The sequence below is a fragment of the Arthrobacter sp. Bi26 genome, from assembly GCF_918697925.1.
Taxonomy (GTDB): domain Bacteria; phylum Actinomycetota; class Actinomycetes; order Actinomycetales; family Micrococcaceae; genus Arthrobacter.
Genome location: NZ_CAKKMF010000006.1, coordinates 51,649 through 66,929 on the forward strand (window position 1 = coordinate 51,649; position 15,281 = coordinate 66,929).

Below are 15,281 nucleotides of genomic sequence, written 5' to 3' on the forward strand. Positions count from 1 at the left end.
CCGACATCGCGGTGACCCGGAAGCTCAGGGTGTCGTCATTGGCGAGGCAGGCCTTGAGCATGGCTAGCCGTTGGTCCTTCTCAGTACTGGCACGTTCTTGCATTGGCCGTGCCCGGCGCTCAAGAACCGCATCACCGATCGCGGGACTCCAGGAAACTTTGAGGGGAGCGGATGGGCCTTCCTATGGCGGGGCGTGATTGTGATGGCAGGAAGGACTAACCAGCGCTCGGAGCCGCTGGCGCGAGAGTAAAATGTTCCTTCAGATTTTGTTCGTTCAATTTTTGGTCGCGTTTGTAACCCTCGAACGATCGATCGCAAAGACATCGTTGTCGTGGAGCCATCTCTCACATTTCGGCTTCAAGCGACGTGATACTGGGTGGCAATGGGCGGAGGAGGAGTGATCGTGCATCGGATACAACAATCACTGTTCTACTTGACATAATGTTGATTATCGGCGTTGTATAATCAGTCGATAGGGGCTGAATTTCTACCTAAACTAGTTGGTGGCAATCACCATGCAGCAGCGACGCTGACCTGGTTACCAACGCGAGCTTAGATCGGAGCCGCTGACAGAGATCTGGGCGCGTATGGCCGCCTGCTTCTGGATGGACTGCTCCGACACTGCAGAATTCGCCAAGTTTCCGCTCGTGCATCGGACGAATATGTCCGACACTAAGAGGCGCGCCTGCTCGTCTCCACCTGACTGCCTGCGCATGATATGGGTATGACCGAAAAATCCCTGCGCGTGCTTTACTCGATCGGCCTGGGCATCATCCTTGTGCTCTTCGTTGGCCTCGGCATCGCCACCTTCTATCCGGCCCCTGAACTGCTATCGCTGGCTAGTCTCGACGCGGCGGCCAGGCAGTCAGCCATCGACGCCCACCAGTCCGCGATGCGCGACTACAACCGCAACGTCACCATTGCGGCGCTCGTCTCGGCTCTCGTGATCCTGGGGGCCAGTATCTGGACCGAATCGAGGAAGCCACTGTTCGCCGGCGGGTTCCTTATCGGCGGCCTGCTGACGCTCGTCTACGGCCTCATGCGTGGCCTGACGTCCGGAGTGACGGCAGTTGCGTTCTTCTCCGTCGCCGTCGGCCTCTTCGTGGTCGTATATCTCGGACACCAGAGGTTCTTCTCCGCCCGGGCCGTTGAGGCCCGGGCAAAGGCGCGGGCGGAGAATGCGCAGGCCGCCTACGCTCGGATGCCCATGCAGCCGCCGTACGTCCCGGTACATCAGCCCCAGGGGCCGGCTCCGTCCCCGTACGCCCAGGGCCAGACCTACCAGCCGACGCAAGCCCAGCCGGGTCAGCAGCAGGGCCAGCCCTACCAGCCCCAGCAGGGTCAGTATCCGCAGCAGGGTCAGTACCCGCCCCAGGAGCAGCCAATGCAGCAGCCGTACCCGCCGTACCCGCCATCGCCGGGAGATCCCGGACGGCGTTAACGCTCACCATTTACAGAGGCCCGTCGACCCCCATGGTCGCCGGGCCTCTACCGTTCCCTGCTGCTTCTTGACTGTGCGCTTGCTGCTCCCCCGGTTGAGCGCGCTTCCCCAGTAGGCTGAATCCCACAAGTGTGGACAGGAGGCTGATGTGGCAGAGACGACGATGGCAGAGACGACGATGGCAGAGACGACGATGGCCGAGACGACGATGGCCGAGGTGATGGCCGAGCTGGCCGGGCTCGAGGACCCGAGGGCGCGGGAGGTGAACGAGAAACACGGCGACGATCACGGTGTGAACCTCAGCAAACTGCGCGCGCTCGCGAAGCGGCTGAAGACGCAGCAGGAACTCGCCCGCCAGCTTTGGGAGACGGGTGACGCCGCGGCGAGACTGCTGGCGATCCTGATCTGCCGCCCGAAGGCGTTCGAGCGTGACGAGTTGGACGTCATGTTGCGCGAGGCGCGCACCCCCAAGGTGCACGACTGGCTCGTGAACTACGTGGTGAAGAAGAACCCGCACGCCGAAGAACTGCGCTTGGCCTGGTCCGCCGATCCGGACCCAGTGGTCGCGAGTGCCGGCTGGGCGCTGACCACGGAGCGGGTGGCGAAGAATCCCGAGGACCTCGACCTCGCAGGACTGCTCGACGTCATCGAGACGGAGATGAAAAACGCCCCGGATCGCCTGCAGTGGGCGATGAACCACTGCCTGGCTCAGATCGGGATCGAGCACGCCGAGCACCGGGCCCGTGCACTCGACATCGGTGAGCGCCTAGAGGTGCTCAAGGACTACCCGACTCCCCCGAACTGCACGTCTCCGTTCGCGCCTATCTGGATCACCGAGGTGGTTCGCCGACAGCACGACAAGTAGCACGGTTCGCGCACTGCTACTCCCCAGGACGCGGCGCCCGATACGAACCGGCTGCGAGGGGCCTCGCCGCCTATGGAACCCAGTCGGCGTCGTCGTAGGGGCGGCCGCGGAAGTGAGCGCGGAGGTACTCCCCCACAACGGCAGCCCCCAGGTCCCCGGCTTCGGGCGCGACCACCCGGCCGCCAACCCGGCGGACCATCTGCTGGACGAACTGCTCGAGCCCAGGGTCGTCGCCAAGCCGGAAGAACGTTGCCTGGGCGCCCGCACGCCCCAGCCGGTCAAGTTCGGCGACCGTGACGCGGATGGTTTCCCGGTCCGGCGGCCAGCAGAACCACGACTCGCCGTCGGCCAGCAGGTGCGCGGTGGGTTCGCCGTCGGTCACCACGAGGAGGACGGGTTGCATCGACGGGTGCTGGCGGAAGAAGCGGCCGGCCAGCAGCAGACCGTGATGCAGGTTGGTTCCCTGCTCCCGCAGGGCCGGCAGGGCCGTGAGCTCGCCGATGTCCATGGACTGCGCGTAGCGGCCGAACGTGATCAGCTGCAGCCGGTCCCCGCGGAACCGGGTGGAGACCAGGTGGTGCAAAGCGAGCGCGGTGCGCTTCATCGGCACCCACCGTCCCTCGGCGGCCATCGAGAACGACACATCGACCAGCAGGACGACGGCGGCCTGCGTGCGCGCCTCCGTCTCCGTCACCTCGATGTCGCCCACGGCGAGGCGCAAGCCGCGGCCCGGATCGCCGCCGTCGGCCATGGTGCGGCGGATCGCATTGGTCATGGTGCGGGTGACGTCCCACGGCTCGGCATCGCCGAACTCCCACTGCCGGCTGGAGCCGGTCTGCTCGCCGGCCGCCCCGGCGACGCGTGTGTCCCGGCGCCCCTGACGCCCGGAGAGCTGCTTGGCGGTATCCCGCAACAGTGACCTGCCGAGCCGCCGCATGGCGGCCGGCGACAACCGGAGGTCTCCGTCGGCCCCGCGCCGCAGGTAACCGCCGTCCTGCATCGCCCGCTCGATGTCCGTGAGCGTACGTGCGGTCACGGCGGCATTCTGCCCGAGCTGGCGGGCGAGGGCGTCCAAGTCCAGGTCGTCGAGGCGTGAGCCGTTATAGGACTGGGAGAGCTGTTCGGCCAGCTCATCGAGTTCGGCCACATCTTGCAGCACGCCGGTGCCATCGCCCAGCCCGAGCCCCTCCTGGCCCTCGAAGCGTTCGGAGCCGGCCCAGTCCTCGCCTGGCCGGAGGGCGCGCAGGCTGGCGTCGAGTTGGTCGAGTTGGGCCATGAGTTCAGGCGAGCCAAACGCCTGGGCGGACAGCCGCATCAGATCATCTCGCTGCGCCGGAGACATGGATTGCAGGAGCCGCTGGGCGGCGGCCGCGCGCTGGGCGAGGGCGTCCACCAGCTCCTCGACTGATTGCGGGTTCTCCGGGAAGAAGTGGCCGTGCCGGGCCATGAACTCCTGGAAGTCCGCGTCGGTGTCTTCGCCGCGCCGGTGTTTTCCGAGGAGCTCGTTGAGGTTTCGCAGCATCTCGTTCACCGCTGCGCGGTCCTCGTCAGTGGCGTCCTCCAGCGCTTGTTTCATGCCGGCGAAACGCTGGTCCAGGATCTCGCGGCCCAGCAGATCCTTGATCCGCTCATAGGCAACACGCGCGGCGCTGGACTGCCAGTCATAGGAGGCGAGTTCGTTGACAGCTGCTGCGGTGGACCGGGGCAGATTCTGCAGCTGCATCTCCCGGAAGGCGCGGTCGGTGTTGTCCATCATGGCGTCACGGGCGAGCTGCTTGCGCTCCTCCAGCACCGCGGTATCGAGCAGCTTCTGGACTTCGGTGAGGGTGCCGTCCAGCCGGTGGCGGCCCAGCAGTTCACTGCGGCGCTGTTGCACGCGCCGGGCAAGATCGTCGAGCCCTTCCCGGTTCCGGCCACCGCGGCGCAGGAACTCCTGCAGGGCGTGCCGGGGCGAGTAGCCCGCCATGACGTCCTCGGCGATCGCGTCAAGCGCCTCCGCCAGGTCAACCGGCGGGGCGAGCGGATCGGGTCCACCCGTGTACCGGCCATATTTTGACCTGTTGTGTGCGGTCATGAGGCCTCCTGTAGTCAGCCGTAGATCGTCGCCTCGTCGTCGGACTCCTTGGCGATCCGCCGGGCGAGGTAGAGACCTTCCAAGGCGAGTTCGACGGCGGCGGCGCGCTGCCCGTCGTTTTTCGCGCCCAGGCGCTCACTGATGTCGTCGTAGAGGCGGGAGCCGTTGAGCGCCGGAAGGTTGTGGAGGAACTCCCGCGCCGTGACCTGTTCCCCGGTGGTCACTGTGGTGTGGCCGTCGAGCGCAGCCACGAGGGGACCCATGTCGATGCCCTGAAAATGCGCCCGCGCAGCTTCGGCCGTGGCCGTGCGCAAGAGGTGGTCGAGGACGGCTTCCTCACGCCCTTCCTCACCGGACTCGAACTCAACTTTCCCGGTGAGGACTTCTGCTGCGGCTGCCAGGTCGACGATCCGTGCGACGGCCTCGCCCTCCCCGCGCACGCTCGCCCGGCGCAGCGCCGCCGCAGCGACGGTCTCGGCGCCCGCGATGGCGAACCGTGCTGAAACGCCGGAGGTCTGGTTGATGGCCGGGGACTGGCGCAGCGCCCGGGTGTAACGGGCCAGGATCTCGAGGATGACGGGCGGGACGTCCGCCACCAGCTGCCCTTCCTGCCGGATGACGGCGACCTCGTCGTCCAGCTCTATCGGGTAGTGGGTACGGATCTCGGCGCCGAAGCGGTCCTTCAGGGGCGTGATGATCCGGCCGCGGTTGGTGTAGTCCTCCGGGTTGGCGGACGCGACGACGAGCACGTCGAGCGGCAGCCGCAGCACGTAGCCACGGATCTGGATATCACGCTCTTCCATCACGTTGAGCATCGAGACCTGGATGCGCTCGGCGAGGTCGGGCAGTTCGTTGATGGCGATGATCCCGCGGTTGGAGCGCGGGACAAGACCGTAGTGGATGGTTTCCGGGTCGCCGAGCCGGCGGCCCTCGGCCACCCGCATTGGGTCGACGTCGCCGATGAGGTCGGCGACGGAGGTGTCCGGCGTCGCGAGCTTCTCCACATAGCGTTCCGAGCGGTGACGCCACGCCACCCGCAGCCGGTCCCCTTCGGTGAGGGCACGGGCGCGGGAGTGCTCCGTAATGGGTTCGTACGGGTGTTCGTTCAGTTCCGAATCCTCGATCACCGGCGACCACTCGTCCAGCAGCCCGGACAGGGTGCGCAGGAGCCGTGTCTTGCCCTGTCCCCGTTCGCCGAGCAGGACGACGTCGTGGCCGGCGATCAGTGCACGCTCGAGCTGGGGCAGGACGGTCCGGCCGAAACCGTACAACCCGGGCCACGGATCGCGGCCCGCGGCAAGGGCGGCGAGCAGGTTGTCGCGGATTTCGCGGCGCAGGTCCTTGTGAACGTGGCCGGCTGCACGCAATTCGCCAACAGTGAAGATATCGGGACGATCACTCACCCCTCCACGGTAGTCCTCGAACGGGCGGGTAATCGAGGGATTTGTTCAGATTCCCTGCTCACGGGCTGCAGTGCGGCTTACGCTGGATTCTGATGACTGCAGCACCGCCGCCGGCCTCGCCGGCACCCGCTACCCCACCCGAGCGGCAGGGCACGCTCCTGCTTCTGGTGCGCCATGGGGAGACGCCCACTACGGGCAGGGTGCTGCCGGGGCGGGCACAGGGGCTGCACCTGTCCGCCCGTGGCAGGGACCAGGCGTACCGGGTCGCGGAGCGCCTCGCGGGACTTCGGGTCGACGGTATCTACTCCTCCCCCCTGGAGCGCACGTGCGAGACGGCGGAGCCCACGGCAGCCCGCGCCGGACTTGAGGTGAATGAGGACGCCGGCCTGATCGAATGCGACTTCGGCGAGTGGACCGGCGCCGCGTTGGCCGAACTGGCGGGTATGCCGCAGTGGCAGACCGTACAGCGCAGCCCCTCGACCTTCCGTTTCCCGAATGGCGAGAGCTTCACGGAAATGCAGGCGCGGATCGTCGAATCTCTTGAGGTCCTGCGCACAGCCCACGCCGGGGGCGTCGTCGTGTGCTTCTCCCACGCCGACCCCATCAAGGCCGCCGTCGCTCACGCCCTGGGCACGCCCCTGGACCTTTTCCAGCGGATCGTCATCAGCCCGGCGTCGGTTTCGGCCATCTCATACGTGGACGGTCAGGGACCTGCGGTGCTCATGGTGAATTCGACCTCGGAACCCCTCAGTGGGCTGAGGGTGCCGTGAGAGCGGACAGAGTAAAAGGGGGCAGACGGTGGCCGGACGGGAGCTGACGCTGCTCACCGAAGGCCGCGTCGAGCTGCTCGGACGCATCCTGCGCAGCAGCAACGAGACGTACCTCGCCCGGGTCTCCTGCGGGGACGACTCTGCCTGCGCGGTCTACAAGCCGGAGGCGGGGGAACGGCCGCTGTCCGATTTTGAGCCGGGGCTCTACCGGCGCGAACGCGCGGCCTATCTGCTTAGCGAGTCCCTCGAGTGGGGACTCGTGCCGCCAACGGTGATTCGTGAGGAAGCCCCGGCAGGTGTGGGTTCGCTTCAGTGGTTCATCGAGTGCGACTTCCGTGAGCATTACTTCACTTTGTACGCTGACGCGCCCGGGACCCATCGCCGGTTGTTGCAGATCGCCCTGTTCGACTGCGTCGCCAACAACACCGACCGCAAGAGCGGGCACGTGCTCCGCGGCCATGACGGAAGGGTGTGGGGCATCGATCATGGACTGTGCTTCTCTGCAGGTTTCAAACTGCGGACCGTGATCTGGGACTTCGCCGGTGTTCCCATCCCCGGGACCCTTCTCGAAGGCATTGCCCCGCTCGCCGAGACCGTGCCGCGAGACGTGGCGGAGCTTCTCGACGATGCAGAGGTAAAGGCCCTGCAGCGCCGGGTGCGGCGCTTGCTGCACGACGGGGTGCTGCCGGTTGACCGCACCGGCATGCGTTACCCGTGGCCGCTGGTATAGGAACGCACTGCGGACCGGCTCCTAAGTGGAGCCGGTCCGCAGCACGTGATGGGTCAGCCGATGAGCCGGCCGGGGACCCGTTCCAGGTCAGGCAGGAATCCGGTCCGCCAGAGTGGAGCGGGCAGCGCGGGCTGCGGGCGCGCCGTCGGCGTCCTGGCCGTACAGCCAGTCGTTGTACTGGAAGTCGTCGTCCTTCCGGCTCTTGAACAGCAGGTTGCGCAGCGTACGGGCCAGCCCGGAGACGTGCCAGGATTCGCCCCAGACGCGGGCGGTGCGCTGGACCCGGGCGGTGCGGCCGGCGCGGACGTTGTTGAATTCCTTGATCGCCCCGTCCCAGGCTCCCGGGTTGACGCCGGCTGCGGTGAAGACGGTGCCGTTGCTGACGTCCTGCAGCACGGCCGCGTCCTCAAGCGCCTGGCAGGCACCCTGGGCGAGGTACTGCAGCATCGGGTGCGCGGCGTCGCCCATCAGCACCATCCGGCCGGCGACCCAGTTCTCGATCGGGTCGCGGTCGTACATGGGCCAGCGCATGCTGGTGCCCAGGTTCTTCAGCGCATCCTGGACGGCCGGAACACAATCCTTGTACGCAGCCTCAAGCTCGTCCAATCCCCCGTACTGCTCTTCACCGCGCTCAAAGGAAGCGGACTTGAACACAGCCACGGTGTTCAGCAGTTCGCCCTTGCGCAGCGGGTACTGCACCAGGTGGCAGTCCGGTCCGAGGTAGACGATGACGTCCTCGAGGTCAGCCTTGGGCGTGTTTTCGGTGATCGGCACGGTGCCGCGGTAGGCCACGTACGCCGAGGGAACCGGCTCGTCGCTGGCGACCAGCGGGCGGAGAGTGGACTTGAGCCCGTCGGCGCCGATCACGACGTCGGCAGAGTAGTCCACACCGGCGGCGGTGTGGGCTACACCCCGGCCGTTCACGGTCTCAACACTTTCGACCATGACGTCGTTGACGAGCGTCACGCCCGCCGCTTCACAGCCTTCGAGCAGGACCCGGTGCAGGTCGCTGCGGTGGATCACGACGTACGGCGCGCCGTAGCGTTCCTCGAATTCCCCGCCGAGGCTCTGGCGGGTGAGCTCCTCGCCGGTGACGGCGTCGCGGAAGACCAGGTGCTTGGGCTGGACGCCGATTTCCAGTGCCTTTTCCAGCAGGCCCCAGCGCTTCAGGACGCGGGAAGCGTTGGGGGCCATCTGCAGGCCGGCGCCGACCTCGCCGAATTCGGGGGCACGTTCCACGAGGGTGACGTTGGCACCGTTTTCCCGCAGCGCGAGGGCTCCGGCCAGTCCGGCCATTCCCCCTCCGATGACGAGGACATCGGTGGACGTGGCGTGCTCAGACATTGCTTGCTCCTGTTGTTGAGAGTGCGGGTGAGATTGAGGATTTTGACTTGAGTTTGAGGCCGACGGCGGCCAGCAGGACCGCGGCGATGGCGGCGGCACCGGCGAAGGCGAGGAAATTGGAATTGACGCCGAGGCCGGCGGCCAGCAGGAGGCCGCCTATCTGGGGTGCGGCGACGGCGCCGATCCGGCCCGTCCCCAGCGCCCAGCCCAGCGCGGTCCCGCGCAGGTGCCCGGGATAGTGGCTCGCGACGGCGGCGATGATGAGGCACTGCGTGCCGTGGGTGCCGACGCCGGCGAGGACCAGCATGAGGTACACGACCGTGACCGGCGGTCCCGTAACCAGGACCACGAGCGCGCCGGCGGCGACGGCCGCCGCGGCGATCGCCGTCGGGATCGGACCGAACCGGGTCCCGGCCCAGGCGGTGATCACCGAGCCGGCCACCGCGCCCAGGTTCAGGGCCAGGGCGAAGGTCAGGGCGGAGCCCAGGTTGTAGCCGGCCAGCTGCATGAGGTTGGGCAGCCAGGTACCGAGCCCGTACCAGGCGAAGAGGGTGGCGATTGTCGCCAGGGCGAACAGCAGGCTGACCCCCAGGTACGGGGCGCGGAGCAGGGACTTGAAGCCGATCGGCTCCTTGAGGTTGCGCGTTCCCCTGTCCTCGGCATTGACCGGGGCCAGCGTCTCCGGCAGGTATTTCAGTCCGAGCGGCACCACGATCAGCAGGGCCAGCACGGCCACGAGGAACATGGACTCCCAACCGAAGGCGGGGATCAGCTGGATGCCGACCAGGGCGGCGATGGATCCGCCGATCGGGACGCCGGACATCATCAGGGTGGCGATCGTGGACCGCCACTTGGTGGGGACCAGTTCGGCGACGAGGGCGTTGGCCGAGGGCACCAGGCCCCCGAGTCCAATGCCGGCCAGAAGCCGCAGTCCGCCGAAGACGGCCGCGCTGGGGGCGAAGGCGCAGAGGATGGTGAAAACCGAGAAGACGACGGCACAGCCGAGGATGGTGCGGCGGCGCCCCCAGGAGTCGGCCATCCGGCCGGCGAAGATCGCCCCGAGCATCATGCCGACGAAGGCCATGGAGCCAATGGTTCCGGCGGTGGCCTTGGTCAGCCCCCAGCCGGTCTCGGAGATCAGGGAGGACTGGACGGTGCCGTAGACGATCAGGTCGTAGCCATCGAAGACCACCAGCAGCCAGCAGACCAGGACGGCGGCTGCCGAGCTTTTGGAGAACCGTGATGCGGGCCCATCAGCGGTAGAGGGGGCAGGGGCCCCCGGCGAGGACCGTTGCGGCGGTGCAGCGGAAGGTGTGTGATTCATGCCACTTACTGTCCTAGCCGCCGCAGGTGAACCACAATACAATTCTGATGTGCAGAACAAACCGTTGGCCAGAGCAGCCCGCAAACCTGTCCAGAAGCGGCCCACCTACTCCATCGAGGCGGTCGACAACGCGCTGCAGCTCCTGCAGCTGCTCCGCGACAACGGTGCACTGCGGCTCAAGGACGCCGCCGAGGAGCTGGGCGTGGCGCCGTCCACCGCCCACCGCCTTCTGGCGATGCTGGTCTACCGGGGATTCGCCGTGCAGGATGAAACCCGCCGCTATGTCCCGGGCCCGGCAATGGGGGTCGGGCCGGCCGGGCTGAGCTGGACCCGGCTCCTCCGATCACTAGCCCAGCCGCACATGGAGCTTCTCTCTGCACGGCTCAACGAAACCGTGAATCTCATGGTCCGGGTGGGGACGAAGGTCCGGTTCCTGGCCACCGTGGAGGGCGGCAATGTGTTGCGGGTGGGTGACCGGCAGGGCACGGTCATGCCAGCCAACAAAACCTCCGGCGGAAAGGCCATGCTCGCCGAGCTGGACCCGCCGATGATCGAGCAGCTGTTCCGCAGCCACAACGCGGAAATCGGCGGCGACACGATTGCGGACAATGAATATCCGACGTTCCTGCGCGAGCTTGAGTCCATTCGCGGCAACGGCTTCGCGGCGAATTTCGAAGGCACGGAGGAGGGCGTGAGCGCGCTCGGCATGGCCGTGCACAACCGGCACGGGCACGTGGTCGGCGCGCTCAGCGTCGCCACTCCCGCGACCCGCTTCCGGCGGGTGTTCGACGCCGGACTCGTCCCAGCGCTGCGGGAAACCTGCCGGCAGCTGGAGATTGATATCGTGGCCAACCCGGCCGACCCGGACTGAGCACCCTGCATTTCAAACTAACAGCACCGGTTCAGGGAATTCTGACCAGCAGAATATGTTGGGGATCACACATCGGCATCCGTAGAGTCGAAGCACGTCAAAGAACTGTTCTGACCTACCGAGGAGGCCCACGTGTCCATCAGCGCCGAGAACACGACTCACGAATCAGTGGCCGCGGGGCACACTGCTCCGGAGCCGACGCCCGAAGAGGCTGCCCAGCTCAAAGAGCTGTACCGGGATTTTGACCGGGAGAACCTGATCCCGCTCTGGACCGAGATCGCGGATTTGATGCCGATGGTCCCGACCCCCAAGGCGGTCCCCCATGTCTGGCGGTGGAGCGACCTGTACCCGCTGGCGGCCCGTGCCGGGGATCTGGTCCCGGTGGGCCGGGGCGGGGAGCGCCGGGCCATTGCCCTGGCCAACCCGGGCCTGGCCGGCACCCCGTACGCCACGCCCACGCTGTGGGCAGCCATCCAGTACCTCGGTGCCCGTGAAACCGCGCCGGAACACCGGCACTCGCAGAACGCGTTCCGGTTCGTCGTCGAGGGCGAGGGCGTCTGGACTGTGGTGAACGGGGACCCGGTGCGGATGTCGCGCGGCGACTTCCTGCTGACCCCGGGCTGGAACTTCCACGGCCACCACAACGACACCGATGAGCCGATGGCCTGGATCGACGGCCTGGATATCCCGTTCGTGCACTACGCCGACGCCGGCTTCTTCGAGTTCGGCACCGAGCGCGTCACCGATGAGGCCACCCCGGACATCTCCCGCTCCGAGCGGCTCTGGGCCCACCCGGGCCTGCGCCCGCTCTCCGGCCTGGACGACACCACGAGCTCCCCCATCGCGGCGTACCGCTGGGAATACACGGACCGCGCACTGGCCGAGCAGCTGCTGCTGGAGGACGAGGGCCACCCGGCCACCGTGTCCCAGGGCCACGCCGCCGTCCGCTACACCAACCCCACCACGGGCGGGGATGTGATGCCGACCATCCGGGCCGAATTCCACCGCCTGCGTGCCGGCGCCGCGACCGAGAGCCTCCGCGAGGTCGGCTCCAGCGTCTGGCAGGTCTTCGAAGGGACCGGCTCCGTGGTCCTGAACGGCGAAACCAGGACCCTGGCGAAGGGCGACCTCTTCGTCGTCCCGTCCTGGGCCGCCTGGTCATTGCAGGCTGAGACCGAGTTCGATCTCTTCCGCTTCAGTGACGCCCCCATTTTCGAACGACTGAACTTCAACCGCACCTACCTCGAAGGACGCAAGAACGCATGAGACTCCTCACCCTCCGCACCCAAACCGGCACCAAGGCCGTGCGCCAGGACGGCGATACCCTGACCGAGATCGACGGCTTCGCCGACGTCGGAGAGCTGCTCCGCTCAGCGGACTGGGAAGCCACCGCGAAGGCAGCCAAAGGCGCCACGCACCCGCTCGAGGGCGCCAACCTCGACGCCGTCGTGCCCTCCCCCGGCAAGATCATCTGCGTGGGCCACAACTACCGCAACCACATCAAGGAAATGGGCCGGGAAGTCCCCGAGTTCCCCACCCTGTTCGCCAAGTACCAGGAATCCCTGATCGGCCCGAACGATGATCTGGCCCTGCCGCAGGAATCCGGCACCGTCGACTGGGAATCCGAACTCGCCGTCGTCATCGGCAAGAAGGGCCGCCGGATCAGCGAAGCCGACGCCGCGGAGCACATCGCCGGCTACGCCGTGCTCAACGACGTGTCCATGCGCGACTACCAGTTCCGCACCATCCAGTGGCTGCAGGGCAAGACCTGGGAAAAGTCCACCCCCTTCGGCCCCGCGCTGGTCACCAAGGACGAGTTCAGCGGCGGCCTCATGACCACCGCGGTCGACGGCGAAGTGCAGCAGCAGACCCCGACCAACGACGTCGTCTTCACCCCCGAGTTCCTGGTCTCCTACATCTCCACCATCATCACGCTGAACCCGGGCGACGTCATCGCCACCGGCACCCCGGGAGGCGTGGGCCACGCCCAGGACCCCAAGCGCTACCTGCAGGAAGGCCAGATCCTCGTCACCACCATCGAGGGCCTGGGCCAGCTGAAGAACCGCGTGGTCAAGGAAGCCTGATGGTTGCCCGCCAGGACCAGACGACGGACCCGGAGCTGCTTGCGGCCCTGCTGCAGGCACGCCGGGGCACGGCGTTCTTCGCCCGCAAGCTCAACGAGCTCTCCGACGCCGAGCTCGACGGCGATTCGCTGCTGCCGGGCTGGACCCGACGCCACATCACCGCGCACATCGGCTACAACGCCCGTGCCATCGCGCGGCTCATCGAGTGGGCGGCCACCGGCGTGGAAACCCCGATGTACGCCTCCACCGCGGTCCGCGACCACGAGATCGACTTCGGGGCAACCCTGAGCCCGATCGCGCTGCGGCACCTGTTCGACCACTCCGCCGTGCACCTGAACGTCGAATGGCGGGACCTGCCCGGGGACGCCTGGCGCCACTTAGTCCGCACCATCCAGGGCCGGGAAGTGCCTGCCACCGAAACCGTCTGGATGCGCAGCCGGGAAGTCTGGATGCACGCCGTGGACCTGGCCAACGGCGCCAGCTTCACCGACATCCCGGTTCCCGTGCTGGAGCGGCTCCTGAACGACATCACCGGCGCCTGGAAGGCCCGCGGCACCGATGCGGACCTCGTGGTCAAGGTAACGGACCGCGGCCTCACATTCGGGGACACGACGTCGGCGTCCCCTACCGTGGTCTCCGGACCGCTCGCGACCGTCGTCGAATGGGCCGCCGGCCGCGGCAACCGCGGCGTCACCGCCACCGGGCCCGGCACTGAAGCCGGCAACGGCAAGGTTCCGGCCGCGCCGAAGTGGATCTGAGCCTCTCGGACTCCAGCAGCAGACCGGAAAGGCCCCCTCACCCGAGGGGGCTTTTCCGGTTTAAATATCGCAGGGACCGCCGGCAATTTTCCATCCCGGTAACCATCTGCATGTGCGATTACTCAGTGTGGTGACTATTGCGGAGCAGAGTGGTAAATATGAGCTGTTCCGCTGAGGAACCCCGGCGGGGCTCGTTTCTCACAGCGAGGTGAACCATGACTTCCATCAATCCTGCCAATCATCTCGACGAACTCGGCCAGCGCACGCTGCGCAGGGCGCGCCGCCGCATCATGCCACTGATCGTCCTGCTCTACTTCATTGCGTACCTGGACCGGAACAATGTCGGCTTCGCGAAGCTGACCATGAGCGAGGACATTGGCCTGAGCGCATCGGCATACGGCCTCGGCGCGGGCATCTTCTTCCTCGGCTACGCGCTGCTGGAAATCCCGAGCAACGCCGGCATGTACCGGTTCGGCGCCCGCAAATGGATCGCCCGGATCCTCATCTCATGGGGCATCTTTGCGACCGCCATGTGCCTGGTGAACGGCGAAACCAGCTTCTACATCGTCCGGTTCCTGCTCGGTGCCGCCGAGGCAGGGTTCTTCCCCGCCATCCTGTTCTACCTGACGCTGTGGTTCCCGGCCGCCCAGCGCGTCACGGTGCTGGGCATCTTCATCCTGGCGCAGCCTGTGTCCAATGCCCTTGGTGCTCCGGTTTCGGGCCTGCTGCTGCAGATGGACGGCATTCTTGGCCTGCAGGGGTGGCAGTGGCTTTACATTGTTGAGGGCATCCCCGCCATCATCCTCGGGATTCTGACCCCGGTCCTGATGACCGACCGCCCCAGCCAGGCGCATTGGCTGGCCGACGATGAGCGCGAATGGCTGACCAGGACCATGGACGATGAGCTGGCCCACAAGCAGAAGGGGCAGCCCCATCACTTCCTGGCCGGCCTCAAGGACCCCCGGACTATTGCCTACGCAGCGCTGTACTTCGGGCTGGTCTGCGGTATCTACGGCCTCGGACTGTGGATGCCGACGATCGTTGCCGCACTCGGGGACTTCAGCACCACGCAGGTCGGTTTCATCGTTGCCATCCCCTACACGATTGCGGCGATCTTTGTGTACTTCTGGGGCAAGCGCTCGGACCGTACCGGTAACCGGGTCTTGCACGCGACCCTGAGCATGATCATGGCGGCCATCGGCCTCTTGGCTGCCGGCTACCTGGTCGAGGTCAACGCGATCCTGGCACTGATGGCCCTGACGCTGGCGGCCATGGGCATTTACTCCGCTATTGCCCCGTTCCTGGCCATGCCCGCGACTGCCCTGGTCGGTGCTGCGGCAGCAGCCGGGCTGGCCATGGTGAATTCGCTCGGTAATCTGGGCGGGTTCGTGGCTCCCTACGCCGTGGGGCTGCTAAATGACGCCTCGGGCGATAACCGTTCCGGCCTCGTGTTCCTGTCGGCCTGCCTCGGCATCACGGCCGTCGCGACCTATCTCTACGCACGCAAGCGCCCGGAGGGACATGTGAAGCCCGGTACGCCCTCCACGGTCGGGGAAGAAGCTGTAGCTTCCGACGACTTCGACATCCAGAACTGACAATCAGGCGACGAAGGGCTAA

13 protein-coding genes are annotated in these 15,281 nt (G+C 66.8%); 9 read left to right on the forward strand and 4 right to left on the reverse strand.

The window, feature by feature from the left end; genetic code table 11:
- Window positions 1–724 precede the first annotated feature (724 nt).
- On the forward strand, window positions 725–1,441 hold the full coding sequence (locus LQV16_RS02635) for a hypothetical protein (protein ID WP_229992382.1): 717 nt from the start codon (window positions 725–727) through the stop codon (window positions 1,439–1,441).
- Window positions 1,442–1,619: 178 nt separating this feature from the next.
- On the forward strand, window positions 1,620–2,306 hold the full coding sequence (locus LQV16_RS02640) for a DNA alkylation repair protein (RefSeq protein WP_229992418.1): 687 nt from the start codon (window positions 1,620–1,622) through the stop codon (window positions 2,304–2,306).
- 70 nt (window positions 2,307–2,376) lie between these two features.
- Here the strand turns inward: LQV16_RS02640 and LQV16_RS02645 are convergent, their stop codons facing one another.
- Window positions 2,377–4,380, reverse strand: coding sequence for a VWA domain-containing protein (locus LQV16_RS02645; protein ID WP_229992383.1), 2,004 nt, complete (start codon window positions 4,378–4,380; stop codon window positions 2,377–2,379).
- Between the two features lie 14 nt (window positions 4,381–4,394).
- The gene (locus tag LQV16_RS02650) at window positions 4,395–5,783 is read right to left on the reverse strand and encodes a sigma 54-interacting transcriptional regulator (protein WP_229992384.1); all 1,389 of its coding nucleotides are present in this window, start codon (window positions 5,781–5,783) and stop codon (window positions 4,395–4,397) included.
- Between the two features lie 92 nt (window positions 5,784–5,875).
- Between LQV16_RS02650 and LQV16_RS02655 the strand changes: the two genes are divergently transcribed.
- Window positions 5,876–6,553 carry an MSMEG_4193 family putative phosphomutase gene (locus tag LQV16_RS02655; protein WP_229992385.1) on the forward strand — a complete coding sequence of 226 codons (678 nt, stop codon included), beginning with the start codon at window positions 5,876–5,878 and terminating at the stop codon, window positions 6,551–6,553.
- A 28-nt stretch (window positions 6,554–6,581) separates the two neighbouring features.
- On the forward strand, window positions 6,582–7,283 hold the full coding sequence (locus LQV16_RS02660) for an SCO1664 family protein (RefSeq protein ID WP_229992386.1): 702 nt from the start codon (window positions 6,582–6,584) through the stop codon (window positions 7,281–7,283).
- Between the two features lie 87 nt (window positions 7,284–7,370).
- Here LQV16_RS02660 and LQV16_RS02665 read toward each other — a convergent pair whose 3' ends face one another.
- The gene (locus LQV16_RS02665) at window positions 7,371–8,627 is read right to left on the reverse strand and encodes an FAD-dependent oxidoreductase (protein ID WP_229992387.1); all 1,257 of its coding nucleotides are present in this window, start codon (window positions 8,625–8,627) and stop codon (window positions 7,371–7,373) included.
- Window positions 8,620–9,951, reverse strand: a complete 1,332-nt coding sequence (locus LQV16_RS02670; RefSeq protein ID WP_229992388.1) for an aromatic acid/H+ symport family MFS transporter — start codon at window positions 9,949–9,951, stop codon at window positions 8,620–8,622. Before LQV16_RS02670 ends, LQV16_RS02665 begins: the two co-directional genes overlap by 8 nt.
- A 49-nt stretch (window positions 9,952–10,000) precedes the next feature.
- Between LQV16_RS02670 and LQV16_RS02675 the strand changes: the two genes are divergently transcribed.
- From LQV16_RS02675 to LQV16_RS02695, 5 genes are all read left to right on the forward strand, one after another.
- Window positions 10,001–10,822: an IclR family transcriptional regulator gene (locus LQV16_RS02675; RefSeq protein WP_229992389.1), complete on the forward strand. Its 822-nt coding sequence runs from the start codon at window positions 10,001–10,003 to the stop codon at window positions 10,820–10,822.
- Window positions 10,823–10,954: 132 nt separating this feature from the next.
- Entirely contained in the window at window positions 10,955–12,088 is a 1,134-nt protein-coding gene (locus tag LQV16_RS02680; RefSeq protein ID WP_229992390.1) for a cupin domain-containing protein, read from the forward strand.
- Complete coding sequence (locus LQV16_RS02685; protein ID WP_229992391.1) at window positions 12,085–12,906, forward strand: fumarylacetoacetate hydrolase family protein; 822 nt, start codon at window positions 12,085–12,087, stop codon at window positions 12,904–12,906. Before LQV16_RS02680 ends, LQV16_RS02685 begins: the two co-directional genes overlap by 4 nt.
- On the forward strand, window positions 12,906–13,664 hold the full coding sequence (locus tag LQV16_RS02690; protein ID WP_229992392.1) for a maleylpyruvate isomerase family mycothiol-dependent enzyme: 759 nt from the start codon (window positions 12,906–12,908) through the stop codon (window positions 13,662–13,664). The genes LQV16_RS02685 and LQV16_RS02690 overlap by 1 nt, the downstream gene beginning before the upstream one ends.
- Window positions 13,665–13,879: 215 nt before the next feature.
- A complete protein-coding gene (locus LQV16_RS02695) occupies window positions 13,880–15,259 on the forward strand; it encodes an MFS transporter (RefSeq protein WP_229992393.1) in 1,380 nt (459 codons plus the stop codon).
- Window positions 15,260–15,281: the final 22 nt, after the last annotated feature.

Excerpts from the sequence above, each read along its gene's own strand:
- LQV16_RS02640 (WP_229992418.1), top strand. The coding sequence starts at position 1,620 with ATGGCAGAGACGACGATGGCCGAGACGACGATGGCCGAGGTGATGGCC.
- LQV16_RS02695 (WP_229992393.1), top strand. The coding sequence starts at position 13,880 with ATGACTTCCATCAATCCTGCCAATCATCTCGACGAACTCGGCCAGCGC.
- LQV16_RS02655 (WP_229992385.1), top strand. The coding sequence starts at position 5,876 with ATGACTGCAGCACCGCCGCCGGCCTCGCCGGCACCCGCTACCCCACCC.
- LQV16_RS02665 (WP_229992387.1), bottom strand. The coding sequence starts at position 8,627 with ATGTCTGAGCACGCCACGTCCACCGATGTCCTCGTCATCGGAGGGGGA.
- LQV16_RS02670 (WP_229992388.1), bottom strand. The coding sequence starts at position 9,951 with ATGAATCACACACCTTCCGCTGCACCGCCGCAACGGTCCTCGCCGGGG.
- LQV16_RS02685 (WP_229992391.1), top strand. The coding sequence starts at position 12,085 with ATGAGACTCCTCACCCTCCGCACCCAAACCGGCACCAAGGCCGTGCGC.
- LQV16_RS02635 (WP_229992382.1), top strand. The coding sequence starts at position 725 with ATGACCGAAAAATCCCTGCGCGTGCTTTACTCGATCGGCCTGGGCATC.
- LQV16_RS02690 (WP_229992392.1), top strand. The coding sequence starts at position 12,906 with ATGGTTGCCCGCCAGGACCAGACGACGGACCCGGAGCTGCTTGCGGCC.
- LQV16_RS02645 (WP_229992383.1), bottom strand. The coding sequence starts at position 4,380 with ATGACCGCACACAACAGGTCAAAATATGGCCGGTACACGGGTGGACCC.